This is a genomic window from candidate division TA06 bacterium B3_TA06, assembly GCA_005223075.1.
GTDB lineage: Bacteria > Hydrothermota > Tepidihabitantia > B3-TA06 > B3-TA06 > B3-TA06.
The window spans coordinates 27,299-51,322 of sequence record NJBO01000002.1 but is presented as its reverse complement, the minus strand read 5'-3'; the positions used below and the strand labels follow the sequence as shown (position 1 = coordinate 51,322).

The window sequence follows — 24,024 nt, the reverse complement described above, 5'->3', positions numbered from 1 at the left end:
GCTAGAGCTTGATCCCCTGCAGAAGGAAGATGGTGATTAGAAGTCCAAGCACCGCGTAGGTCTCGACCATGGCACCGTAGACCACCGCCTTGGTTGATTCCGTGGGGCGTTTTGCAGCCATCTCCACGCCTGAGGCACAGACCTTACCCTGGTGAATAGCGGAGAGCAGTCCGGCGAACGCCACAGGCAGGGAGGCGAAGAGGAGCTGGAGACCTCCCCACATGGTCAGGGTGTCAGGAACGCCGCCGCCCAGAAGCCCGAGCTTGAGGATGATCAGGAATGCTCCCAGGAACCCGTAGAACCCCTGGGTGCCGGGCAGCACCACAAGGATAAACAGTGAACCGAACTTGTCCGGATCCTCGGCCAGAACACCGTTGGCCACGCGAGCAGCGTAGCCAATTCCTATAGCTGAGCCGATCCCTGCAAGGATCGCCGCGGCTGCGGCTCCCAGAATTCCGTATGTAAGACCCATTTCCATCTAAGTCCTCCTTGTAACTTTTACGTAGCGGGTTTTCAACTCAAATGGTTCAAATCTTGCCCCTCCGCCTGCAAAGAAGCGGGGGAAATACTCCACATACTGTAGACGAAGGGTATGCACAAATCCGCTCAAGCCGCTTATCGCGAGGTTGTAGACGTGACCGATAACAAGCACGATGAGCATGAGAATAACAGATACCACAGGGATTCCCCCAAGCATCCAGGCGATCTGGTTGAAGGCCATTGCGATTCCGGCGGTTACCATCCCCAAGGCCATTAGGCGAACGTAGGAGAGGATGATCCCCAGCACACCGGTTGTGTTGGAGTAGAGGCTGTAAGCGCCCCATACGATACGCGATGCCCAGCCCTTGAGAACTGAGAATGTGAAGATCAGGTTGAGGACGAATACAGCGGCCAGGAATAGGTTAGCCTGAATCACCCCGGCTACGTATAGAATAATTGCCGCGAGTCCGAGCACGCCGAATATAACGCCTGCGGCGCGCAGGGTCTTCTCCGAGAGTCCCTTGAAGACAGTGTAGAGCCAGAGTGCGGCGATGGTTCCAATGAGAAGCGCCTTGAGGATTATTCCCGGAAGCGCAAGCAAACCGAAGACCTTTGCTGCGGCAAGAAATGCTGCGGTCATCGCCGCCCACAGAAGTATGGCGCTTGTTACAGAGGTCGGGCCAGGACGATTGGATAGAACAAACGAGACAGCCAGACTTGCAATCACGACGATCAATAGCGGTGTGAAAAGAATCTTGGGCAAGATGCTCATGGAGGTCGCAATCATCAATGGGATGCCGAGATAGATAAGGAACCAGGGCATGGTCTCAAACAACGCCGACCCGTATTCACCGGTTCGCAGACCGTCTATTACGTCAACCGCCATTCCGAACATCATCTGGAAGTAGCCAAGTCCAAGCGATATGTAGAAGAACGGCATGGGGTTCTTTAAGGGGTCGAACCAGGTAAGCGCGTCGCGGAAGCCCACGAGCCATGGGATCTCGAGCATATCGGGCATGTTGCCGAACCACGAACCCATGGCCGCACCGGTAAATATTGTCAGCACCCCTCCGTAGAAGAGTATCCAGATAAGGTTGTTTCGAATCCTGCGACCCCAGATAAGCCACGCGGTTACCGCGGCTATTACTATCCCGTATCCTGCGTCGCTAATGCACAAAGCGAAGAAGAGGGCGAAGAATGGAGCCATGAGTGGTGTGGGATCGGCTTCGCGTCCGTTAGGGGTGCCGTACATGTTTAAGATCAGCTCGAAGGGTTTTAACCAGGGCGGATTGCGCAGGGCTACGGGCACCCGCTCGCCCTTCCTCGCTTTGATGCTGCGAACCTCACTCGCCTCGAAACCTGCCACAATCTCTTTAAGTCTCTTGCGATCAGAGCTGCGTATCCAGCCTTCGATAAGCCCTGCCTTCTCGGTGGCAAGCATCTTTTCGTGCTGCTCGCGTATCAAACCCTCGTTTCCGTAGAGGTCGAGTGCTGTTTGGAGTCCTGAAAGCTCGGCGCTCATCTCGCGAGCCTGGGATGTCAATTTTTCCCTATCTGAGCCTATCTTTGCCAGAAGTTTCCTTCTTACTTTGATTTCCTCGGTCGGGGGTTTTGCGAACCCTGAAAGCTGGATCATCTTGACGCCGGTTGCCTTGAGCGTATCCTCGACGGCTTCTTCTTCGTTGGTTGGGAAAAGTATCACCGCGTACTCGGTCTCGCCCTCCCGCCTTACGGTCTCATAGTTTGCCGTTAGAGGCTTAAGCGATTTAGCGAACGCTTCTTTCTCCTCCTTGCTGGATACGAAGACGAAACGAGCGTGGGTTTGTTTCAGGTTCGTATATTCACAAGGCGGGTGCTTCATGGGTCTCCATGGGGTAAGAGTTTCAAGCTCTGCGTGGAGCTGTCGTTCCTCGGTCTCCAGCCGGGAGGCGGCTTGGCTTAATTGGGAGGCTCGCTTCAGCTTGATCGGAAGATCCAACTCATCAACCCGGCGGCGGAACTCTTCTGCAGGAAGTGAAGGCTTGCCCGCAAAAACTCCGCCCTTGCGCTTCTGTGCGTATCCTGAAAGGAAGCCTATAGCCTGATTCAGACCAACGAGGGTTTGCTTGAGCTCTGCCTCGCCGGCATCAGGGACAACGGTCTCGGGTTGTTTTTTATCTGGCCTTTCTTCTTCAAACTTCGAGATGTGAAGAATCCCCTCCTCCTGCAGTCTGCGGAGCAACTCATCCCTTTCATCAAGATGGGTCGCTATGAGTATTTTTTCTACCCTTGCTGTTCCCACAGTTCCAGGACTTTCTTCCGGGCGTGGTCTGCCGCTTTGTTAATCTTGGGTGCTGCCTTTTTGCGCAAGCTCTCTGCTTGTTTCTTTGCCTCAGCCCCTATTGTCTTGGCTTCTTTAAGTGCTTCCTCGCGAGCGCGCTCCCTCGTTTGAGCCAGGGTTTCTTCTCGCTTTAGAGCGAGCTTTGCGCTTTCCTTCTCGTGCTTTGCGGCAAGTTCTGCAAGTTCCTTTTGCCCCTGCTCCTCTGCGTCCGCAATCATCCTGGCCGCTTCCTTTTCAGCTTGGCGGATTTCCTTTAAGAGATCCTGTTTCAAGGTCAACTCCTGCGCGAATTATACAGTGTGCTTCTGGAGTGTCAAGCTAATGAGGTTTAATGACTTGACCTTTTGGGGTTCCTATGTATCATCACCAAACCAAAGGAGGCTCTATGAAGAAGACAATCGGTGTTTTACTGATGGGTATTCTTGCCGCTGCCATGATCTATTGTAGCAAGGCGGAGAAAAAGGAGGAGCCCAAACAGGAACCGTTGCCGCCACCAACCGTTACTAAAGCGGAGCCCGGTCCTTTCGGGATCACGCGCCACCTGTGGGATTCTACGGCTACCCCGCAGGATCGCATTAAGGTTGCACTTGCCGTTAAGGATGAGGATATCGAGCTTCAGGGTAATGAGAAGGCCACTATCGAGACGAACAAGGGAACGATTGTGGTTAAGCTTTACTCGAAGGATGCCCCGAACACGGTTCGCAACTTCATCCGGCTGTCCGAATCAGGATTCTATGATGGTTTGATCTTTTTCCGTTACGAACCGGGTTTTGTACTGCAGGGCGGCGATCCGCTTAACAGTGGTTCGGGTAACCCCGGGTACAATATTGCCTTCGAACACAACAACCGCAAGCACGAACTCGGTGCCGTGGGTATGGCTCGCGGTCAAGACCTCAACTCGGCAGGTTGTCAGTTTTACTTCTGCCTGGCACCCCAGCCCGGGCTTGACGGCAACTACGTGGTTTTCGCAAAGACCGTCGAAGGCATGGATGTGGTCAATGAACTCCGCCGCGGCGACAAGATCGTAAAGATAACGATCTCAAGGGACTGAGGTCATGAAGCTTGTTCGCCTCGCCGGATTCACGTCCCTGGTTCTGCTTGCAGGACTTGCGTGTGTTAAGGCGGTTCAGCCTTCGATACCCGATACCTACAACCTTTCTGCCAAGGAGAGGGTGGGGCTTGCGCTTCGCGTGAAAAGCAATCCGGTCAAGCTCACCGGGAACGAGTGCGCTGTGGTTGAGACCAACAAGGGAAGCTTTACGTTCAAGCTCTATTCAATGGAGGCGCCGAACACTGTGCGCAACTTCATCAGGCTTGCAGATGCGGGCTTCTACGACGGCCTTATCTGGCATCGCTACGTCGGCGGCTTTGTGATTCAGGGCGGCGACCCTCTGGGCACCGGTCAGGGCAGCGCAGGTTACACCATAGACTACGAGGAAAGCGGCCGATCGCATATTAAGGGTGCGGTTGGCATGGCACGCGGCGCTGCCCGGAACTCCGCGTCTTGTCAGTTCTACATCTGCCTTGAGCCGGCGCTTGACCTTGACGGCAACTACTGCGTATTCGGTCGAGTGATCGAAGGCATGGACGTGGTGATGCAGTTGCGCAACGGTAATGAAGACGAGGGTATTCCTCCGGACACCATCCGCCGCATCACCATCACCCACTGATGCACCCCACGCCGTTGCCTTGCAACGTCGCGGGGACCCCGGAAGAGATTAAGGGCGCGCCTTGTGTTACGGGCTATTCATGTAGTGCGAACCTTAAGGTTCGCCAGCGAGGCTGAAGCCTCGCGCTACACGCTTTAAATCCACTTGACAAAGATGTATCCGAGTATAAGATAATTTTATGATTAAAGCTCGTAGGGGCCGACTTGAAAGTCGGCCCGATTAAATCATGCGGGCGGACCTAATACCCTATGGGATACACGGTATCCCAAGGGGCACGCTGAGGTACGCCCCTACGAATCTCCTCAAGGTGTTCTTAAGAGAAGTTCACATACGCGGCTGGGGCTTTCTCTCATAAGAGTCTATTTGTTTCCTTTTACTTGACAACGTCCGTGTTTCCGATTACACTCAACATAAGACAGTATCAAGGAGGAAACTTGATGGTTGCGTTAGCAGTCCGCCCTGCCAGGGCTTTGATAAAAATCCTTCAACACCAACACAATGAGGAGGAAAGATGAAAAAAGCACTGCTTATTCTGTTAGGCACAGCGCTCGCTCTGGGGCTGCTTACCTGTCAGAGACCGGGCAAGCTCAAGTGGCAATGCGAGCTTGGTGATGAGGTAGGAACCCCGGTGATCGGTAAAGACGGGACGATCTACGTTACCGCTATAGACAACTTCCTTTACGCCATCTCCCGTTCAGGGAAGGTCAAATGGAAATACAAGATCGAGTATGGTGTGCATGCACCGGCAATCGATGCCAAGGGGACGATCTACGTTGCGGCGAACGACAAGAACCTATATGCGTTTACCTCCAAAGGCGAGCTAAAGTGGAAGTTCAAGACCAAGGGAAGGGCGTTAACCCCTGCGTTCGGTTCAGACGGGACGATTTACTTCGGCTCGTTTGACCGTTACCTTTATGCGCTTACCCCCAAAGGCGAACTCAAGTGGAAGTACAGGACCGGCGATTTCATAGCGACTACCCCTGCGATCGGTGTAGATGGGACGATTTACGTCAGCTCGGAGGACAATTGCATCTATGCCCTTACCCCGGACGGCAAGCGTAAGTGGAGATACTGGACCAGGAACTGGGTGCGGGCCTCCCCTGCGATTGGCATGGACGGAACCATCTACTGCGGGTCCAGGGACGGCTACCTTTACGCACTTAGCCCTTCAGGCGAGCTCAAGTGGAAGTTCAAGACCGACTATGAGATATGGTCTTCCTGTGCGGTGGCCAAAGACGGCACCGTCTACTTCGGGTCGGCTGACAACAACCTCTACGCGCTCACCCCGGAGGGGGAAGTCAAGTGGCAATACGAGACAAAGGGTGACGTAAACATCGGCCCGACAATCGGCTTGGACGGGACAATCTACTTCGGCTCGCCCGATCACAACGTCTATGCGCTTGATCCCTCAGGTAAGCTTAAGTGGACATATGAAGCCGACGGAGAGATATATTCTTCACTCGCGCTCGCTGACGACGGAACGATCTACTTCGGGGCGGATGACAAGAATCTCTACGCGATTACCAGCAAATCCAAGGGATTGGCTTCATCGTCATGGCCCAAGTATCGCCATGACAACAGGAACTCAGGAAACATAAGGACAAGGTAGGAGCCTTTTAAGAAAAGCAGAGAGGGCTTCGGCCCTCTCTATCCATGTAGTGCGAACCTTAAGGTTCGCCAGCGAGGCTTTAAATCCACTTGACAAAGATGTATCCGAGTATAAGATAATTTTATGATTAGAGGGCTGATATGTTCAGGTGGGAGTTCTGGGCTAGAAGAATTCTAGCAGGAGTCGAAAGATGTTTGAGGGACCAATTTGTTGGGTTTTACTGATTTTAGTTGCTTTAGGTCTTTTGATATGGGGTATATCATCGATAATCCGAAGTGTTAAAAGACGAAAAAGGCGACTTACTGATTTGGAAAATCGAAATAGAGAACTCTCTGCAACTATAGATCGCCAGAGGAGACAACTGGTAAGCAAATTGGCAGAGATTAAAGAACTCCGTTCGAATATGGAGAAGCTAAAGATGGAGATTGAACAAAGGGAAAGACTTGTAGCCGATGAGAAGTTTAGGATGGGAAAAATGATGGAGCAGAGAGAAGAGGAGATTAAACAGATGATGGAGGAAGAGAAAAAGGAGATTAGTGAGCGAAGGTCTAGGATGAAAGTGACAATAGAACAAAAGGAAGCAGAGATAAATAGGAAGCAAGAGGAAGTTCAGAGGATAATTGAAGAAAGCAAAAGAGGGATGCCTTGGCTCGGGGAAGTATTCGCAGATTATTTTTACCTTCAAGATTTACGTAGAGCAGATTATTTAGAAAACAAATCGCATCCGGCACCTAGGGCTGCGGAAGAAATTCGAGACATTGCAAATAAACGACGGGAGGCAGAAAAGAGATGGCGTCGGGCTAAATACTTACTTCGTTACTGGCAGAGTATCCTTCCGCATCTTTTCGACTTTGAAGGCGAAACAATTGACGAAATGATTGCTACTACCTTGAACCTTCCAGAAGAAGAGGAGATTGAAGAAGGTGTTGATCCGGCAGTTTTTTGGCAGGGGGAGGCGGTTAAGGAAGAACTTTCCCATCAAGAGCGCCTTCAACGTGCTCTTGATAATTGGCGTCGGCGTCCTCATAAAAGTAGGTGGCAAATAGGAAGAGATTACGAGAGATATGTGGCATGGTGGTATTGGGAGAAAGGATATAAGGTATTGCCATCTGGAGTCTTGTATAGAGAAGAAGATTTAGGTCGGGATGTTATTGCCCAGAAAGGCAAAGAGGTTCACATCGTTCAATGCAAATGTTGGGCTAGATGGCGAACAATATATGAAAAGCACATCGCTCAGCTATATGGGACTACCATGATGTATAGAGTAGAGCAAGAACGAAAACAACGTCCCCAGAATTTAGAGCTGTTTCAAAAGAAGTTAAAAGTGAAGTCTGTTTTTATGACAACCACCGAACTTTCGCCTGTAGCTCATAGGTTTGCCGAGGTTCTTGGAGTGGAAGTCATAGAAAATTTCAAACTTGAGGATTATCCCTTAGTCAAATGCAATGTGAATCGTCAGACGGGTGAAAAGATTTATCATCTTCCTTTTGATCAGCAATACGACAGGACTAAGGTTGAGAGGGAAAGAGGAGAGACATATGTATGGACTATCAAAGAGGCCGAAGACCTTGGTTTCCGCCGTGCTTTTCGTTGGCACGGAGAGAGGGGCCGACTTGAAAGTCGGCCCGATTAAATCATGCGGGCGCACCTAAAGGTACGCCCCTACGAATCTTGTATTAATTGTATTTTCTTTAGTAGGAGGTTTTAATGCCTGATCAAGACAGGCCTAAAAAGCCATCAGGTAAGCCGGATAAACCTTTGCCAACTCCTAAGCCCAATCCGGATGCTGATAATCCTACTTCGAGACGTCCCGAGCCACCATCTGAGCAATCCTCTTCTTCGACACCTAACCATACGAAAGAAGGTTAAAATGCCAGAAAAAGAAAAATCTGAGAATGGTTCTCAAAAACACAAACAGCCCGTGCCAACTCCAAGACCTAATCCTAATGGAGATGATGTTCATAAATACTCACGGAACCCGAAAGAAAACCGTTCGGAGAAGATGATCAAAAGGAATAAGTAAGCTCGTAGGGGCCGACTTTGGCGATCAGACGCCGCTACGCGTCAAGTCGGCCCGATTAAATCATGCGGGCGCACCTAAAGGTACGCCCCTACGAATCTCCTCAAGGTGTTCTGAAGAGTGAGGGTAAAAGGCCCGATTAAAAAAGCGGGCTGAGATGAATAAGGGGATAAAGGGAGCGGGGAAACCGCTTCCCCTATAATAAATCAACCCGAAATTACCCGAATTTTTAACCCCAGACGTCTGCTCCGCAGCCGCACCATCATTTTAAAATTTGCATTTTGCAATTTGATATTTGCAATCGCGACGCAGTCGCGTCCCTGTCCACCTTTTTCTACCCCACAAAATCGCTTCGCGCTTTTGCGGGGACCCCGGGGTTTTGACCAGCTTTTTTTACCCCGTAAATCTACTTCGTAGCTTTATGGGGACCCGGGAAAATTGTCCTTGATTTGTCCACTTTTTGACCAGCTTTTGGGGAGCTTTTGTCCAGCTTTTGACCAGCTTTTTTGTGACGAGTGCGATATAACTCTGACGAGTTTGTGGCACGTCTGCAAAGATTCGTAACACAAACCTCTTTTAATCTCAGGTTTTTCTTAAAAACTCACGTACGCCGCCAGGCCGGGGGAGAGATAGCCCAGGGTAGTGGGGATACCAAGGGCGGCATTTATGTTCAACCAGTTGGTAGGATACCAGCTTACACCGGGCCAGAACTCAACTGTGCCTTCCTTTGCGTCCAGCGAGTAATAGAGGTTAAGTTCTGTATAGAGTGAGAAGCTTTCGTATAGCCAGTATTCAGAAGCAGTAAGAAAAGCCAGTTCGCCTGCCGAACCCTTGAAGTCAGTAGTGTAGAAGAGATTCGCATGTAACTGCAGGGCGGGAAACCCAGCGCTTGCCATCACCCCTGGGCCAAAGCTCAACGAACCACCGGAATACATGGGTATGAATACATCGAACACCGGCGAGACGCTTAACATCTCATAGGAGATCAGCTCGTAACGCCACTCAAGCATTGCGTCGCCCAGATTGAACTCGCCCTCGTAGATACTGGCCGGGATCATCAAGGTCATATCGAACCGAGGGAAGATTCCATAGCCTGCCCAAAGGACCGGGGCGATGGAGATGTCTCCTCCTTCTTCTAGGGGTATCGTAACCGGCACGTTCGGCCCGATGTAGCCAATCTGAGGGGGTAGGGTGTAGGCGGTGACGGTGTTGAATGGATCGGCGGCGGCTATAGCCGCTCCTAGAAGGATCAGAATAATTATCTTACGCATGCTGCCTCCTTGTTTGCTCAGGATAACCTCAGAGTGGTGGGTTGTCAAGGTAACAAAAAGGAAGGGCGCACCATCAATGCACCCTTGATACTATGGTTTTGTTAGAAGCGAAATCCCCGTGGGAGTGGAGGCGTGTTACGGTGTTACGGGTTACCAGTTTTCACCAAGTATCTCGAAGTGGGCCTGGGGATGGGCGCAGGCTGGACATTCTTGTGGGGCTTCGGTGCCTTCGTGCAGGTAGCCGCAGTTGCGGCACCGCCAGATCACCGGTTTATCTCGTTTGAAGACCCTGCCCGCCTCGATGTTGGCCAGAAGGTCATTGTAGCGCTTCTCGTGCTGTTTTTCGGCAACCGAGATCGCCTCGAAAACCGCTGCGATCCCCTCAAAGCCTTCCTCGCGGGCCAGCTTGGCGAAACCGGGGTACATCTCGGTCCACTCGTAGTTCTCGCCTGCGGCTGCGGCCTTAAGGTTCTCAGGCGTCGTCCCGATTACGCCTGCGGGAAATGCTGCGGCTATCTCCACCTCGCCGCCCTCGAGGAACTTGAAGAGACGTTTGGCGTGTTCGCGTTCCTGATTGGCGGTTTCGGCAAAGATGTCGGCTATCTGAACATAGCCTTCCTTGCGTGCCTTGCTCGCAAAGTAGGTGTATCGGTTGCGGGCCTGCGACTCGCCGGCAAACGCGGTCAAGAGATTGCGTTCGGTTTTTGTTCCATTTATGCTTGCCATTTGCTCTATTTTCCTTTCCACTCCTTTAACGGCGGGTCTGGGGAAGTAAAAGGTAAAGAGGGCGCTTCAGCGTGCCTGATAATTTTACAAGCAGCATCAGGGGAGTCCGTAGTAACAGCGCTTCGGGGAGATAAGCTTGCCTTCCTTTGCGAGTTTCTTGATGATCTTGCCCACTTCCTTGGCATCGATGTCTGTGGCCTCTACCACCTGTCCGGCCTTTAAGGGTTCGCCTGCTTTCTTAAAGGCTTCAATTACCTTCGTTTCGTTGTCTGCCATCAAAATCCTCCTTGGATTTGAGGTTTTTTGCCTCTCCTATCCTCCTGTCTCCTACATACGAGAGATAACCTGAAGCGTTAGTTCTCGGTCAGGATGTGCTCGTCGTATTCGATCTCAAAGCGCAACTTATGTTTTGCCTCCTCCTGCGCAAGGCCCAAGAGCGTCTCCTGCAGTTCCGCGTTGTCGGTTATCGCGGCCAGGTCGGTATAGAGTTTGAATGATGCCTTTTCGCGTTGCATCGCGATCATCAGGGTTTTCTGATAGTCAAGGGTTTCGTCGGGTTCTGGCTTGATCTCCACAAGATAGTCGGCGATCTTGAGATTGGCAACCTTTTGTTCTGCGGATAAGAGCAGCTTACCATGTTTGATCGCCTCCAGCCTGGCCTTGTGTTTGAGCTCTTCGGCGGCGAAGCGTTCGAATACCTCGCGCATGGGGGATTTCTCTACCCGTGTCGCCAGGTTGGTATAGAATTGGTTGGCCTCTTCTTCCTTAGCGATCGCAAAATCGAGCAGCTCATCGGTTGAGCCAAAGGTGTTACTCATTTAACTCCTCCTTACATGGGATTCAGCTTGTCCCACGTTCTGAATTATAGGGCTTTGTGTGGATTGGTCAAGGTGCTTGAAGCCTTTCAGGGAAGAGGGGGGGAGAAGAAGAGTTGACAAGCTTGCGGTTGCGGATATAGTGGTATGTCACGAGGAGGAATCTATGCCGCCTAAAGCTGTAAAGACTGTCCGGGATCTTATCTTCTGGCAGTATGCGAAGTTGATCGCTCGATCTGCTGGGATGGAAGGGCAATACGGGTTTATCATGAAAACATTCAAGGACTTGCAAATGGGGCGGAAGAAGTGGTCGGATGTCGTTCGGGAAGATCAGAAGATGTTTGAAGAAAAAAGGTGTTCTTACTGCGACGCCACCGAGGATTTAACTTGGGATCATATAATTCCACAGAAGATTAATGCTCCTCCGGATTGCAAAATTAATGAAACCTACATTCAACGTTGAAGTGCAACACATATGTTAGCGACTTCGAGTGGGGTTTTAAAGCCCAGGCATTTCCTGGGCCTGTTGTTTAACCTTGACTCTATCAACTTGATTTCCTCACTACTGATTATAGCGAAGTCGGTCTTCTTTGGCAAGTATTGCCTTACCAGTCCGTTGGTGTGCTCATTGGTTCCTCGCTGCCACGAAGAGTAAGGTTCGCAGAAGAAGCAGCTTATGCCTGTGGATTGGGAGACTCCTTCATGCTCAGCATTCTCCGGGCCATTGTCGAAGGTGATAGTATGCCTGGAGTCTCTGGGAAAGCACAGCAGGCGGCTGATGATAGCTTGAGATGTCAGAGTAGAGGTCTTAGCATCCAACTTTTCAAGCTGAACCAACCTGCTTGAGCGTTCTACCATGGTTAATATAGCCGCCCTGCTCCGGCGTGAGATCAAGGTGTCTGCCTCCCAGTCCCCAAACCTGGCTCTGGTCTCGACTTCAAATGGTCTTTGTTCTATGCCCACCCTACCCGTTATCTTAGACCTATGCTTGTCTGGTGCCCTACCCTTCCTCTTGCGTCTCTTGTGAGAACGCCTCAGACAACCGATGAGCTCTCCTCGGTTGGGGGTGGAAGGATGGTAGACGTATTGATAGATAGCCTCGTGGCTGATAGATAGACCAGGCCAATCTATCTCGATCCTTCCAGCTATCTGCTCTGGCGAGGAGTCTTGGTTGAGCTTGGACACCACGTAATCCCTGATCTTATCACTCTTCAATCGCATCCTGCGGCTTGCGTTTGACCTGCGTCTATCCGCACGCTCCTGGGCGCGATGATCAAGGTAACTCGCGTGGACTGGTGAGCGGTTGCGCCGTAGCTCCCGCGAGATGCTGGAGGCGTTCCTTCCTAAAACCTGCGCCATCTCGCGTATGGATCGCCCATCTCTAAGCATATTCTCTATACCCTATGAGCGCATAAAGCGCTCAAGGGGCACGCTGTCACCTCACGCTCCTCCAGTCCAAGATGTCGGTAGATTGAGTGCATACATCCTCAGAATAACGAAATCCCTCTCGCTTTCCAAGGTGTTGCACTTCATTATTGAACTCACGAAATACATAACCTTGTTTTGTGTTGCCGAAGGTGCAATAGTGCTAAAGGTGGCCGGGATGTATTCACTTGGTATGGTAAAGAAAGGCGAAACGAGGTTCCCCGACTGGTGGGGGGCAAGTTCCTGAAGCTCGTCTATGAATGCCACGAATGTCGAGGCACCCTGGACAGCACCGACCTTGACCTGAGCGGAGAGCTTGACGTAATGGACCTTGGTTGGATATTTAACGAGCTGTGTCCACCTGGGAAAGGTCAATCCGACTAGGAGTACAAGCTCGTAGGGGCCGACCTGAAGGTCGGCCCGTTTTGTTTGTCATTGCGAGTAGCCCGCATTTTATTCACCTCCTCCGACCTCTGTTTCGCAGAGGTCACCTCCCTACCCGACGGGGGCACTGACGCCATCAAGGGGGAGGAATAAAATCCCCCTCCCTTGGTGGAGGGGGTAGGGGGAGGGGAAAAAGAAAGCCCGCCTAATTGTCATCGCGACCACCCGAAGGGGGTGCAAGCGACCAAAGGGAGGGGGGCGATCTCATATGGGGCATAATCTTGAGTGTGGTGGTTATGCGGTTATCACCCACCTACCTGAGTGGAGAACGTAGGGGCCGACCTTCAGGTCGGCCCGCTATATTAATCTCCATATCCGGGCCGGTCTAAAGACCGGCCCCTACGAGAACTACGATTCCTTATAAGAACGGCAACATCCGCTGCATGATATGATGAATTCACCCCACGCCGTTGCTTTGCACCGTCGCGGGGACCCCAAGAAGAATAATTAAGTAGGTTTTTCATCCCTTATCCTCTTGCGATTTCGTATGATTGAGGCAGCTTCTGCAGCATGATAGGAGGAACGAACCAGGGGCGCGCAGGCTGCAGATAAAAAGCCCATCTCCAACGCTCTCCGCTCATACTCGGCGAACTGCTCCGGAGTGACGAATCTTTGAACCTCCAGATGCCTCTTGGTAGGCTGCAGGTACTGGCCGATGGTTACGATCTCTACCCCTACTCCCCGCATATCCTGAAGCGCCTGGTAGACTTCATCGTCGGTCTCGCCCAATCCTACCATTATTCCTGATTTGGTCATGGTACCACGTTCAAGTTCTTTCAAGGTTTTCAATACATCTAACGATAATGTGTAACTTGACCTGCGATCCCTTACATGAGGCGTCAACCGCTCCACTGTCTCAAGGTTGTGGGCGATAACGTCAGGTTTCGCGTCAATTATCTTTTTGAGACGGGAGGGCACGGCATGCCGTGCCCCTACACCGAAATCAGGGATCAAGGGTTCCACCAGAACGTTCGGGTCCTGCTCCTTGATCAGCTGGATAGTGCGTGCAAAATGCTCCGTGCCGCCATCGGCAAGATCGTCCCGGTCAACCGAGGTCAGCACCACATACCGCAATCCCATTCGTTTAACCGCCTCGGCCACGCGGCCAGGCTCGGTTTCGTCTACATAACCCCCTGGATTACCTGGGGTTACCGCGCAGAACCTGCAGGATCTGGTACACACATCCCCTAAGATCATAATCGTTACCGTTCTTTTCCCCCAGCAGTCGGCGATGTTGGGGCAGCGCGCCGAGCGGCAAACGGTGTGTAAGTCCAGATCTTTCAATATCTTATCAACATCCCTGTACTCGCCATGGCCTGGCAGCTTCACCCTGAGCCAGTCTGGTTTGCGCATCATGCAAAATCCTCCATCTTCCTTTCCTCAAATTCGATCTCGAAGGTCTCGGAAAACGCTTTTTTTACCTCGTTTTTGACCCTTTTAAAGCCCGGTTTTTGCCCTAAAATCTTCTCCATCGAGGTGACCACTTTATTGGTCAATCCGCAAGGTATAATCAATTTAAACATATCCAGATCGGTGGATACGTTTAATGCAAATCCGTGGAATGAAACCCATTTCTTCACCGCGATGCCGATCGCCGCCAGCTTCTCACAGCCAACCCAGACGCCCACCGGATACTTCTCAGGTATCTCCATCGAGCCCTTTGAGGTGATCCCGAACGTCTCCATCGCCTGGGATACGGCGTTCTCAACATTCCTCACCAATGGCCGGATACCGGCTAGGCCCTTTTTTATGTGAAAAATAGGGTATCCAACAAGCTGACCCGGGCCGTGATAGGTAAAGTCGCCGCCGCGTTCTACTGAATGAAGATCAACTCCACGCTTTGCCAACTCCTCCTCTGAATACAGCAGATTCTTATCATCAGCCGACTTGCCTCTGGTTATCACGTGCTCATGCTCCACAAAGATCAAGGTGTTGGGAATCTGCTCATCGGCACGCATCTGCCACAGCTTCAGCTGGAAATTCCAGGCTGGCTTATACCGCATCCTGCCCAGGTCGGCGAAGAATCCTTTCTCCATTGGGAGATTCTAGTCGCAAGAAAGTCTATGTCAACGAGGAAGGAATTATCTTTTTATGTAATTCTGTGACATTCTGTGCTACATCGTAACATCCTCTTTTTCGATAAGTCAAGTATCTGTTGAACTTATTTTTCAGGAGGGCTTGGCACGATTATTGCTTATCTTAGTATATGAAAAGGGTATGGAGGTAGAGATGAAATTTTTGATCCTTTTGGCGATGCTTAACATCTCAGGGGGTGATGGAGGGGAGGTTACCTCCGAGGAGTGGGTTGGGGTTAGTGAGGCAAGTGAGCAGGTCTTTGACGAAGATGTTCAAGGAAGCGACACCACTTTTGCAGATTGCCTGGAGGTCTATCCGCAGCCTGCGCACGACGTGCTTTTCGTGGCGCTCAACTATTCGTTTGGGGGGGAGGTTCACCTGGAGCTTTTCGACGTCCTGGGATGCAGTATCTATAAAGAGGTTTTTGACGGTCCTCGGACCCTGATTGACGTCTCGCATTTTCAACCGGGCGTTTACTTCCTCTCCGCCCGGATAGTGGAGAGCCAGCGCGTCATACGCAGGGTCATAATCTACTAGTCCAAGGCTTGACAATCCTCAATTAACTCGTAGTATTTTCAATAAACAAAACCAAGGAGGGATGATGTGCTTTTTTATCATCTTTAGTCTCCTGGGGATGGTTTCAAATCCCCAGGTATCCCAATGGGGATATACCGCTCAAAGTGAAGATACCTTTGCCACCTACGCCTATACCTTTGGGGATATCGTGATATTTTCTTACTCAGACATTAACTACTGTGAGATTCTTAATGACGCTGGCGACTCAGTTTGGTCCGGCGTTCTCATGAACGAAGAATATGTCCTTGTCAAGGACATACCGTGGGGAGTATATGAGGTTCTGGGCAGCAAAGAATTCTCGGTTCTCAGCGGTGACCCTTTTGGTAGAGGGTTAGGCTGCTGGTATGCGGTGGATCAGAATAGTCGCCCGCTCAGTACGAAGTTGTTGTCCGTAGGTCCGAAGTCAACTTTTAGCCCAGATCTTGAGGCGATCCTGGTTGTTTTTGCCTATAATGATAATACCCATGTGGTTGTCCGGAATATGGAAAACCAGGTGGTTATCTGGGAGGGTGATCTTGACAGTGCCGAGTACTACTTGAGTGAGGGGGGAGATGTTCCTCCCATAGTTTACTCAGTAGAGGCCACACGTCCTGTATCAACTATGACCGCCTGCGGCGTTAACGGGATGTACGTACCTGCGTTCAACGGAACTTTCACTGGCCGGGACTTCATGACCTACCAACATATGTGGGGAACTACCCCCCAGGATATTCAATTCGTTCCCTGGGAAGACGAAACACGGGTGACCGTTACCCGGCTGGGTGATCCGACAGATACGATCTGGCACGTATTCTGTGAGAAAAGAGGGGAAATTAAGGGATTTGCAGTTCCATTACCTACGGGGGGCAGGCCACTTTACATCCACGCGGACAAGGACATATCTGTTTCCCAAACCGAATGGATAAGCTTCGGCACAGACTACGTTTCTTTTTACATGGTTCGAGGGATTGACCGCGATGGTTTGGGACTTGGAAAGGAGTTCTATATCCCTCTTCAGGCCTCCGTTTCATGGGCTGCTATTGGGCCCGTTTATTCTCGTCTTCACGTTATAGCTTTTTCTGACAACACCGATATAAAAGTGACCAGGATTCCAAGAGACGGTGGGGACGAAACAGGTATCTATGAAGGGACCCTTGACAGAGGTGAATTCTATCGTTATACCTGTCCGATGGACGATGAGGATGCAGTTGCAATCTACCATGTGACTACTTCTGAAGGGGTGGCGACTATGGGAAGCTGCCTTGATCGCCAGGGCTCCGACTTCTTGCCTCTCTGGTTTGGGATCCATCCGGCTGTTGCCGCCTATCCTGATCAGTTTAGAGAGACTTACCCCGGGGTTCCTGTTTCTGAGACCGACCAGGGTTGCTACGAAGTCTGTGTCGAGAACAACGGCAACGTATGGGACATTATCAACATCTTCACAGAGAACAGCCTGGATCCTGATTTTGTAACCGAACTTTCCGACGAGCTGGGCCGCACACTGCCTGACGTTGACGGCGACGGCAATCCTGACACCGATACCTTGCCTAGACGCGGAAGCGCCCTTGTGCTTGTTGACGTCATCCCTTCGGATACTGTGCCGGTTGGGACTGTTGATACCTGTTACTTCAGAGTGGTCTCTTCCCGTGATACGACCAAGTGTGATACGGCATTTCTTATAACCAGGATTATTCCCGGCTCCGTGAGCGAGAAACCTTTTGTGGGGGCTCATTTCGAGCTTAGGTTCGCCTTTGGGCAGGATGTGGTATACGTTTTGAATCCTGCTAGAGAAGAACTCCAGCTTGATATATTCGATGTAACAGGCCGCAGGGTTTTATCCAGGACTATCCAGGAATCGCAGGCAAGTATAGATGTGTCAGGCTTTCCCCGGGGTGTTTACTTTATCTCAGCTAAGAGAGGGCAGAGCGGGCGCATCACCCGTAAGGTGGTCGTTTGTAAGTAAAGAACTCTGAGTATAAAGGAGGAGCGATGAAGCGCTTTGTGTTGATGGGGGTGTGCTTATTAGTAATGGCTTCCGGAATATACGCGTTGCCATTACCTGTTGCTGGGCTTCTTATCGTTCCTGACACGTTGGATTCGGTTCCTGCGGGGCAAACCATTCGTTATCCTCTTGAGGTTCTCAATTTTGGGGATGATCCCGATGTACCTGACATCACCTTTACCTCAAGCGAACCGGATTGGGTTCACCGTCTTGTTTCGAAGGACGGCATCAGCGATCTCGCGGACACCGATGGTGACGGCATCCCTGATCTGGACACCCTGGCCGGTCTTGTTGAGGGCGTTCCGGGATTTGATACGTTCTATCTTGACGTGACTCCACCCTACTGGGCGCTTCCGGGTTCTTTCGATTCAACCATAGTCTACGCTCGCTCCTCGATCAACGATACGGTTTACGATTCGGCCACTGTAGTTACGATTGTGCGTGGGACTTTTGTTGAAGAGCATCTGGAGGAGGAAGGGGCCTTGGAGCTACACTCGAATTTTGCCTGTAACACACTTTACCTATCGTTTGGTGATACTAGTGGAGATGATGTTTCTATTAGCATCTTCGACGCTCTTGGCCGCAGGGTTCTGTCCGAGATCATAGAGGAACCTCGTGCGGAGATCGATCTATCCCATCTGTCTCAAGGGGTCTACTTCGTTTCTGTCCGGGAAGGAGGAAGTCAAAGGCTGCGAAGGAAGGTGATTATCCGCTAGTCTAAGAGCAGCTCGGTTCCTCTTGCTCTCACGATCGTAATCGGCGTCAGCTGGGTGCCCTGACCCATGGGGTTGTCGCGCATCAGCTCCTCAAGTGCCGCTCGGTTGATCCTCGAAGTCGCAGCAACCGCCCAGGAGCCGCCGATGTCGTTTATGTCCATTATCGCGAACTCAACCCCGAAGCGGTTCTTTAATCCCTTGACCACCTCGTAGGGTTCTTTAGGCCCTTTGAGCACGCACTCGTCGTAGGGCTTGACAGGTGATGTTCCTGCCGCATCAATCATCCGCGCCTGGATTCCCGCAATCCTGTAGAAATCGCCTCTCCGTCCCAGCATCCTCAAGAATCCACCTAGGATCGCCGCGAACCATACCCGTAACACACCACACTCTTCAATTGCAGCTTCCATTGAGAAAGGATTGCGTAGGCCCACACCGTAGGGAACCTTGCGCACGAACCGCCACAGTATCCTTGCCGAAAGTCTGGGATGCATCTGCTTTACTGGTATCGCCCTGCCCTGGGTGATGGCCAGAGGCGATTCGGCAAGCACCACGATGTCGCCCGGCTTTAGATACCTAGCCGCGTAGCGCTCGACCACCTCGCCGATCTCGTCAGCAGGGGAGAGGGTGTGGGTTTTTACACAAATCCTTGGGATTCCTTCCCGATCCTTCCTGAGAGTTAAGGGTGTGCGTGTTACGGGTGTTACGGGTGTTACGGGTGCGGGCATGCCCAACTCTATGCCTGATTGGAATTCTGTCAAGGGGCTTGACAATTCCCTTTGGGGGGGTATCCTTATGGTAATTAAACCTTAGTTAGGAGGAAGCAATGCGGCGTGTTGTTGTAATAGTGAGCATATTGCTCTTAGGGGGGGTGCAAATCGGGCTGGCTCAGGCGGTTGAGCCGAGCGATGTATTGGTGCAAGACTATGTGGAAAGGGATACTACCCGACCAGCACCTTTATTTGAGGGAACTGTGGAGCAAACCCATTACGTAGGGAAACTTGATCTTCCGATGATTCCCCAGGAGGAAGATACCTTTGCTACCTTTGCCTACACCTACGGCGATATTGTTATATTCTCCTACGGGGACAGTAACTACTGTAGGATTCTTAATGACGCTGGCGACTCAGTTTGGTCCGGCGTTCTCATGAACGAAGAATATGTCCTTGTCAAGGACATACCGTGGGGAGTATATGAGGTTCTGGGTAGCAAAGAGTTCTCGGTTCTCAGCGGCGATCCCTTCGTGAGGGGGTTAGGCACCTGGTATGCGGTGGATCAGAATAGTCGTCCGCTCAGTACGAAGTTGTTGTCCGTAGGTCCGAAGTCGACTGGGATCCCAGCTAATGAAGCGATCCTGGCTGTTTTTGCCTATCACAATAATACCCATGTGGTTGTCCGGAATATGGAAAACCAAACGGTTATCTGGGAGGGTGATCTTGACAGTGCCGAGTACTACTTGCGTGAGGGGGGAGATGTTCCTCCCATAGTTTACTCAGTAGAGGCCACACGTCCTGTATCAACTATGACCTCCTGCGGCGTTAACGGGATGTACGTACCTGCGTTCAACGGAACTTTCACTGGCCGGGATTTCATGACCTACCAACATATGTGGGGAACTGCCCCCCAGGATATTCAATTCGTTCCCTGGGAAGACGAAACATGGGTAACGGTTACTGATCTTAATAATCCTGCCGATACAATTCGAAGGATATTCTGTGAGAAGAGAGGCAAGATTAAGGGATTTGCAGTTCCATTACCTACGGGGGGCAGGCCGCTTTACATCCACGCGGACAAGGATATCTCTGTTTCACAGACCGAATGGACAAGCTTCGGAATACACCACGTTGCTTTTTACATGGTTCGAGGGATTGACCGCGACGGTTTAGGGCTTGGAAAGGAGTTCTATATTCCGCTTCAGGCCTCCGTTTCATGGTCTGATATTGGGCTTATTTACTCCCGGCTTCACGTTATTGCATTCTCCGACAGTACCGATGTAAAGGTAACAAGAACCCCAAAGTCTGGAGGGAACGAGGAGACGACCATCTACGAGGGAACCCTTGACAGGGGCGAGTTCTACCGTTACTCCTGTCCGCTGGACGATGCCGATGCAGTTGCAATCTACCATGTGACTACTTCTGAAGGGGTGGCGACTATGGGAAGCTGCCTTGATCGTCAAGGGTCAGACTTCTTGCCTCTCTGGTTTGCGATACACCCGGCTGTTGCCGCCTACCCGGATCAGTTTAAGGATACCGAATGTCTGGTTTCCACCAGCCAAACAGATGACGGCGCCTACGAGGTCTACGTCGAGAACAACGGCAACATATGGGACGTTATCAACATCTTCACAGAGAACAGCGATTCTTTAAACTTCAGCACCTCCCTTTCCGACGAGCTGGGCCGCACCCTGCCTGACGTTGACGGCGACGGCAACCCCGATACCGACACCTTGCCTAAGGGCGGGAACGTTCTTGTGCTAGCCGACGTGACCCCCTCGGATACCGTGCCTTTCGGAGCTATGGATACCTGTTTCTTCAGCGTCGTATCCATGCGGGATACTACCAGACTGGATACAGCGTTTCTTGTGACTACTATCCTCGAGGTGAGTATTGAGGTAGGTCCGGATACGGTGCGTGAGTCCGCCTATCCTGATGAGTCGGCGGTATTCTCGGTGTATGCGCTAAACACGAGCCTTTACCGCGAGGATACGGTCAATCTTACCTGGAGCTCTAACAAGGATCCTGTTACGTGGCCGGTTGAGTTGGTCGGTCTTAGTGATAGTGATGGTGACGGCAACCCTGACGTCCCGAATGTTCTTCCTGAGGAGATACCGGCTCCCTTCCAGGTTCGTGTTGATGTTCCTGATACAGCTATGGCTGGTGACAGCGCTGTTATCCACCTCGCTGGGGCCTCAGTGAACTACCCCTCGCGTCTTTACCCTGTGGAGCTGGTTGCCGACACCGCGGTTCTGATCGTGACGGTTAACGCTGTTCCAGATCTACTTATCATCCCCGACACGTTGGATTCGGTTCCTTCAGGTCAGACGATTCGCTATCCTTTAAAGGTTTCCAATTACGGCAACGGTCCTGACGTTCCGGACATTACCTTTGAACCTGGTCAATCGGATTGGGTTCACCGGCTTGTTGACAAGGACGGGATCAACGATCTTGCGGACACCGATGGTGACGACATCCCTGATCTGGACACCTTGGCCGGTCTTGTCGGGGGTGTTCCTGGATTTGATATGCTGTATCTTGACGTGACGCCGCCCTACTGGGCGCTTCCGGGTCTTTTCGATTCAACCATAGTCTACGCTCGCTCCTCGATCAGCGATACGGTATACGACAGCGCGATAGTGGTAACACGCACGCGAAACATAGTGGCGCTGGATATCGAGCCGGACACGGGCACGATAATCGGTCCTGGCGAGGAGGCGGTATACCTGCTTCGGGTAACCAATCTCGGCAGCACGTATGACATTATCGACATCGGCAGCTACGCGGCACCTGATCTGGGTTGGAGCCATACCCTGAGCTTTGAGGACGGAACCCCTCTCCTGGACGAGGATAATGACGGCGTTCCTGATCTGGGATCTGTGGATTCTGCCAAGATGGTAGTGGCGCGTCTGGTTGTGAGGCCTCACGAGGAGCTTGGCAGTATAGCAGGTGCGTTCGACACCACGGTAACCGAACACAGGATAGTGTGGATCCGGACTTACTACACCGACGATCCTACTCTGGTGAACGACAGCGTTCTTATCATGACGCGCTTCGAGCCTGTATTGGATATCCACAACTACCCGAACCCGTTCAGCGGCTCAACGACGTTTGCGTTCAGCATCCCTCGTGCGGGACTGGTGACGCTTCGCATCTACAACCGAGCCGGCGAGCACATCCGTACACTGATAGACGAGGTTTTCTATGAGTTCGGCGGCATCTTTGAGGCTCACTGGGACGGTTTGACGGAAAGTGGTCACCGTCCAGCGCCTGGTGTTTATATCTACACACTGGGGTGGCGTGAGCGGCGAACGGACGAGGAATCAGAGGAATTTTCTACGGCCCAGCGGATAACCAAGGCCGCTTTGTTACAGCCTTAGGGTTCTTACGTAATCTCGGCTAAAAGCGAACATGGCTGATCACAAGGCAGCCTTGTTAATGCTCACACAATCTGGAAGCGCAGGGTGATTGGTTTCTGCCTGATTAGGACGTGGAGGAAATACACCCCGCGAGGAAGTCTTGAGGTCTCGAAGGGAAGGGCAATTAACTCACGACAATCCCCTGGAGCAAAGCTGGAAAGCCATCTGCCTGTCACGTCGTAGAGGGAGATTTCTTCTATCCTTTGAGGAGTGGAAGCCATAAGCCTGATGGGTTCTCCTCGGATCAGTATTGTCTTTTCAAGCTGGACAGGAAGTTCAGGAGGAGGCAGTTCGGCAACTGCATTTGTATCCTCGGCTGTGTTGAGGAAGAGGAAGTTTCCTGTAGGGGGATTCCAGTTGGTTACCAGAAGATCAGGATACTTAGAATAGCGGTAGGTTACCTCTACCCAACCCTCTTGGTTTATCTGAATCCAACCGTCGGCCGGATTCCAGCAAAACCCACCTGGAGATGCAGCCGATCCATTGATCTTAACCTCAACGATATCCAACGCCGGGAAGTGGGAGGGGTAGATTGCATGACCTGCAGATATAGTCCCGAAGTTCTCGGTGGTCTCCTTCCAGTTGTCGTTGTCGACCTCGCCCCAGATTACCTGCTCACAGACGAGATTCTCATTCGGGAAAGGGCTCCACGACCAGCTCGGCAGAGAATCGAATGAGTTATCGTTGTTTTCGTATACCGTTACCGGTTCCCACCAGCCGCCTGCGGCCAGATCAAGATCGCCGTCTGCATCAACATCTCCCCAGGCCACGCAGGATTGATATTGCCACAGCTTCGACTCCCAAAATGGCAGTGTATCCAGCGTTCCGTTATGGTTAAGGTAGATGCGTACCCGGCTTTCGTCGTCCATCATCTGGTTGTTGTCTGCGGTAGCCATATCCATGTCACCATCTGCGTCGAAATCACCAAAAGCGATCTGGATGGTGTGATGGGCATCAGCCGATACCCACTCAGCCTCTGTGTTAAGGGTGCCCTCTTCGGTGAAGTATATCCGGTTCGTTTCATATCCTCCCACAGCCAGGTCAAGATCGCCGTCTGCGTCCACGTCAACCCAGCATACGTCCATGTTGTAGTCAGAATCCGCTGATTCCCACATCGGTTCAGCCGAGAGCACGCCGTCCGTATTCTTGAAGATCACTATCTTTTGTTTCTTCGGGATATAACTGTTACCTGCAGCCACTGCAAGGTCAAGGTCGCCGTCTGCGTCCGCATCGCCCCAGTCGCAGGAAAACGCCTGCAAAGTGTTGCCGCCTAACCAGACAGGGTTCGAAGTAAATGTACCTTCTTCGTTCAAATAAACACGCGAAGGATCGGATTGCCAACTTATGTAATAGGCAAAGCCTGCCACCGCCAAGTCAAGATCCCCATCGGCATCCATATCTCCAAGCGATATATGTCCATTGTAGCTCCAATCGGCTGAGATCCATGATGCCGTTTCTTCAAGGATGTTGTCTTCATTGTAATAAACTTTATTTGGATTTCGGGCCATGTCGTTGCCGTTGCCGGTTACCAGATCAAGATCACCGTCTGAGTCAATATCGGCCAGTATCCCGCCGGTGGAGTAGTCGTTGTCGTTGGATTTCCACGCCGGTTCGGTGTCAAGTTCGACTCCCCCAAGCAGGAATACACTTAGCAAACAAAGAATATGCATCTAAGACCTCCAATGATTGCCGGAGTATAAGCAAGTCTTGAGTCAGTTCAAGGGTTGACACTACCCTCCTTAAAGGATATGATCTAAGCCAAAGGA

Annotated in this window: 22 protein-coding genes; 9 read left to right on the top strand and 13 right to left on the bottom strand. The window is 51.5% G+C overall.

The window, feature by feature from the left end; all coding sequences use genetic code 11:
- Nucleotide 1: 1 nt before the first annotated feature.
- Genes CEE36_01745 through CEE36_01735 form a run of 3 tightly spaced genes read right to left on the bottom strand, consistent with a single transcriptional unit; the run spans nt 2 to nt 3,072 of the window.
- The gene (locus tag CEE36_01745; GenBank protein ID TKJ43864.1) at nt 2-478 is read right to left on the bottom strand and encodes a permease; all 477 of its coding nucleotides are present in this window, start codon (nt 476-478) and stop codon (nt 2-4) included.
- Nucleotides 479-2,761 (bottom strand): hypothetical protein, encoded by a 2,283-nt coding sequence (locus tag CEE36_01740; protein ID TKJ43863.1) that lies wholly within the window; start codon nt 2,759-2,761, stop codon nt 479-481. It abuts the gene before it with no gap.
- On the bottom strand, nt 2,743-3,072 hold the full coding sequence (locus tag CEE36_01735) for a hypothetical protein (GenBank protein TKJ43862.1): 330 nt from the start codon (nt 3,070-3,072) through the stop codon (nt 2,743-2,745). The genes CEE36_01740 and CEE36_01735 overlap by 19 nt, the downstream gene beginning before the upstream one ends.
- 161 nt (nt 3,073-3,233) lie before the next feature.
- Here CEE36_01735 and CEE36_01730 point away from each other — a divergent pair, with 161 nt between their 5' ends.
- From CEE36_01730 to CEE36_01715, 4 genes are all read left to right on the top strand, one after another.
- Nucleotides 3,234-3,851, top strand: a complete 618-nt coding sequence (locus CEE36_01730) for a peptidyl-prolyl cis-trans isomerase (protein TKJ44047.1) — start codon at nt 3,234-3,236, stop codon at nt 3,849-3,851.
- A 4-nt stretch (nt 3,852-3,855) separates the two neighbouring features.
- Nucleotides 3,856-4,470 (top strand): peptidyl-prolyl cis-trans isomerase, encoded by a 615-nt coding sequence (locus tag CEE36_01725; GenBank protein TKJ43861.1) that lies wholly within the window; start codon nt 3,856-3,858, stop codon nt 4,468-4,470.
- A gap of 511 nt (nt 4,471-4,981) precedes the next feature.
- Complete coding sequence (locus CEE36_01720; protein ID TKJ43860.1) at nt 4,982-6,079, top strand: cell surface protein; 1,098 nt, start codon at nt 4,982-4,984, stop codon at nt 6,077-6,079.
- A gap of 190 nt (nt 6,080-6,269) precedes the next feature.
- Nucleotides 6,270-7,712, top strand: coding sequence for a hypothetical protein (locus CEE36_01715; GenBank protein TKJ43859.1), 1,443 nt, complete (start codon nt 6,270-6,272; stop codon nt 7,710-7,712).
- A 980-nt stretch (nt 7,713-8,692) separates the two neighbouring features.
- Here the strand turns inward: CEE36_01715 and CEE36_01710 are convergent.
- The 4 genes from CEE36_01710 to CEE36_01695 form a co-directional block, all read right to left on the bottom strand.
- A complete protein-coding gene (locus tag CEE36_01710; GenBank protein TKJ43858.1) occupies nt 8,693-9,370 on the bottom strand; it encodes a hypothetical protein in 678 nt (225 codons plus the stop codon).
- Nucleotides 9,371-9,520: 150 nt separating this feature from the next.
- Entirely contained in the window at nt 9,521-10,096 is a 576-nt protein-coding gene (locus tag CEE36_01705) for a rubrerythrin family protein (protein ID TKJ43857.1), read from the bottom strand.
- Between the two features lie 96 nt (nt 10,097-10,192).
- Nucleotides 10,193-10,372, bottom strand: coding sequence for a transcriptional regulator (locus tag CEE36_01700; GenBank protein TKJ43856.1), 180 nt, complete (start codon nt 10,370-10,372; stop codon nt 10,193-10,195).
- A gap of 77 nt (nt 10,373-10,449) precedes the next feature.
- Nucleotides 10,450-10,914, bottom strand: a complete 465-nt coding sequence (locus CEE36_01695; GenBank protein ID TKJ43855.1) for a rubrerythrin — start codon at nt 10,912-10,914, stop codon at nt 10,450-10,452.
- 163 nt (nt 10,915-11,077) lie between these two features.
- On the opposite strand from CEE36_01695, the gene CEE36_01690 reads away from it, so the two are divergent.
- Entirely contained in the window at nt 11,078-11,374 is a 297-nt protein-coding gene (locus CEE36_01690; GenBank protein TKJ43854.1) for a hypothetical protein, read from the top strand.
- Here CEE36_01690 and CEE36_01685 read toward each other — a convergent pair.
- The 4 genes from CEE36_01685 to lipB form a co-directional block, all read right to left on the bottom strand.
- A complete protein-coding gene (locus CEE36_01685; GenBank protein TKJ44046.1) occupies nt 11,365-12,300 on the bottom strand; it encodes an IS30 family transposase in 936 nt (311 codons plus the stop codon). The genes CEE36_01690 and CEE36_01685 overlap by 10 nt on opposite strands.
- 51 nt (nt 12,301-12,351) lie before the next feature.
- Entirely contained in the window at nt 12,352-12,711 is a 360-nt protein-coding gene (locus CEE36_01680) for a hypothetical protein (protein ID TKJ43853.1), read from the bottom strand.
- 516 nt (nt 12,712-13,227) lie between these two features.
- Nucleotides 13,228-14,133: a lipoyl synthase gene (lipA, locus tag CEE36_01675; protein ID TKJ44045.1), complete on the bottom strand. Its 906-nt coding sequence runs from the start codon at nt 14,131-14,133 to the stop codon at nt 13,228-13,230.
- Complete coding sequence (lipB, locus tag CEE36_01670) at nt 14,133-14,816, bottom strand: lipoyl(octanoyl) transferase (protein TKJ43852.1); 684 nt, start codon at nt 14,814-14,816, stop codon at nt 14,133-14,135. Before lipB ends, lipA begins: the two co-directional genes overlap by 1 nt.
- Nucleotides 14,817-14,970: 154 nt before the next feature.
- Here lipB and CEE36_01665 point away from each other — a divergent pair, with 154 nt between their 5' ends.
- The 3 genes from CEE36_01665 to CEE36_01655 all read left to right on the top strand — a co-directional run bounded on the left by CEE36_01665 (nt 14,971) and on the right by CEE36_01655 (nt 18,129).
- On the top strand, nt 14,971-15,393 hold the full coding sequence (locus tag CEE36_01665) for a hypothetical protein (protein ID TKJ43851.1): 423 nt from the start codon (nt 14,971-14,973) through the stop codon (nt 15,391-15,393).
- A 61-nt stretch (nt 15,394-15,454) separates the two neighbouring features.
- The gene (locus CEE36_01660; GenBank protein TKJ43850.1) at nt 15,455-17,374 is read left to right on the top strand and encodes a hypothetical protein; all 1,920 of its coding nucleotides are present in this window, start codon (nt 15,455-15,457) and stop codon (nt 17,372-17,374) included.
- A 26-nt stretch (nt 17,375-17,400) separates the two neighbouring features.
- The gene (locus CEE36_01655) at nt 17,401-18,129 is read left to right on the top strand and encodes a hypothetical protein (GenBank protein ID TKJ43849.1); all 729 of its coding nucleotides are present in this window, start codon (nt 17,401-17,403) and stop codon (nt 18,127-18,129) included.
- Here the strand turns inward: CEE36_01655 and CEE36_01650 are convergent.
- Entirely contained in the window at nt 18,126-18,782 is a 657-nt protein-coding gene (locus CEE36_01650; protein ID TKJ44044.1) for a hypothetical protein, read from the bottom strand. The two genes, CEE36_01655 and CEE36_01650, sit on opposite strands and share 4 nt — an antisense overlap.
- A gap of 170 nt (nt 18,783-18,952) precedes the next feature.
- On the opposite strand from CEE36_01650, the gene CEE36_01645 reads away from it, so the two are divergent.
- On the top strand, nt 18,953-22,219 hold the full coding sequence (locus tag CEE36_01645; GenBank protein TKJ43848.1) for a hypothetical protein: 3,267 nt from the start codon (nt 18,953-18,955) through the stop codon (nt 22,217-22,219).
- A 62-nt stretch (nt 22,220-22,281) separates the two neighbouring features.
- Here the strand turns inward: CEE36_01645 and CEE36_01640 are convergent, their stop codons facing one another.
- Nucleotides 22,282-23,928: a hypothetical protein gene (locus tag CEE36_01640; protein ID TKJ43847.1), complete on the bottom strand. Its 1,647-nt coding sequence runs from the start codon at nt 23,926-23,928 to the stop codon at nt 22,282-22,284.
- Nucleotides 23,929-24,024 lie beyond the last annotated feature (96 nt).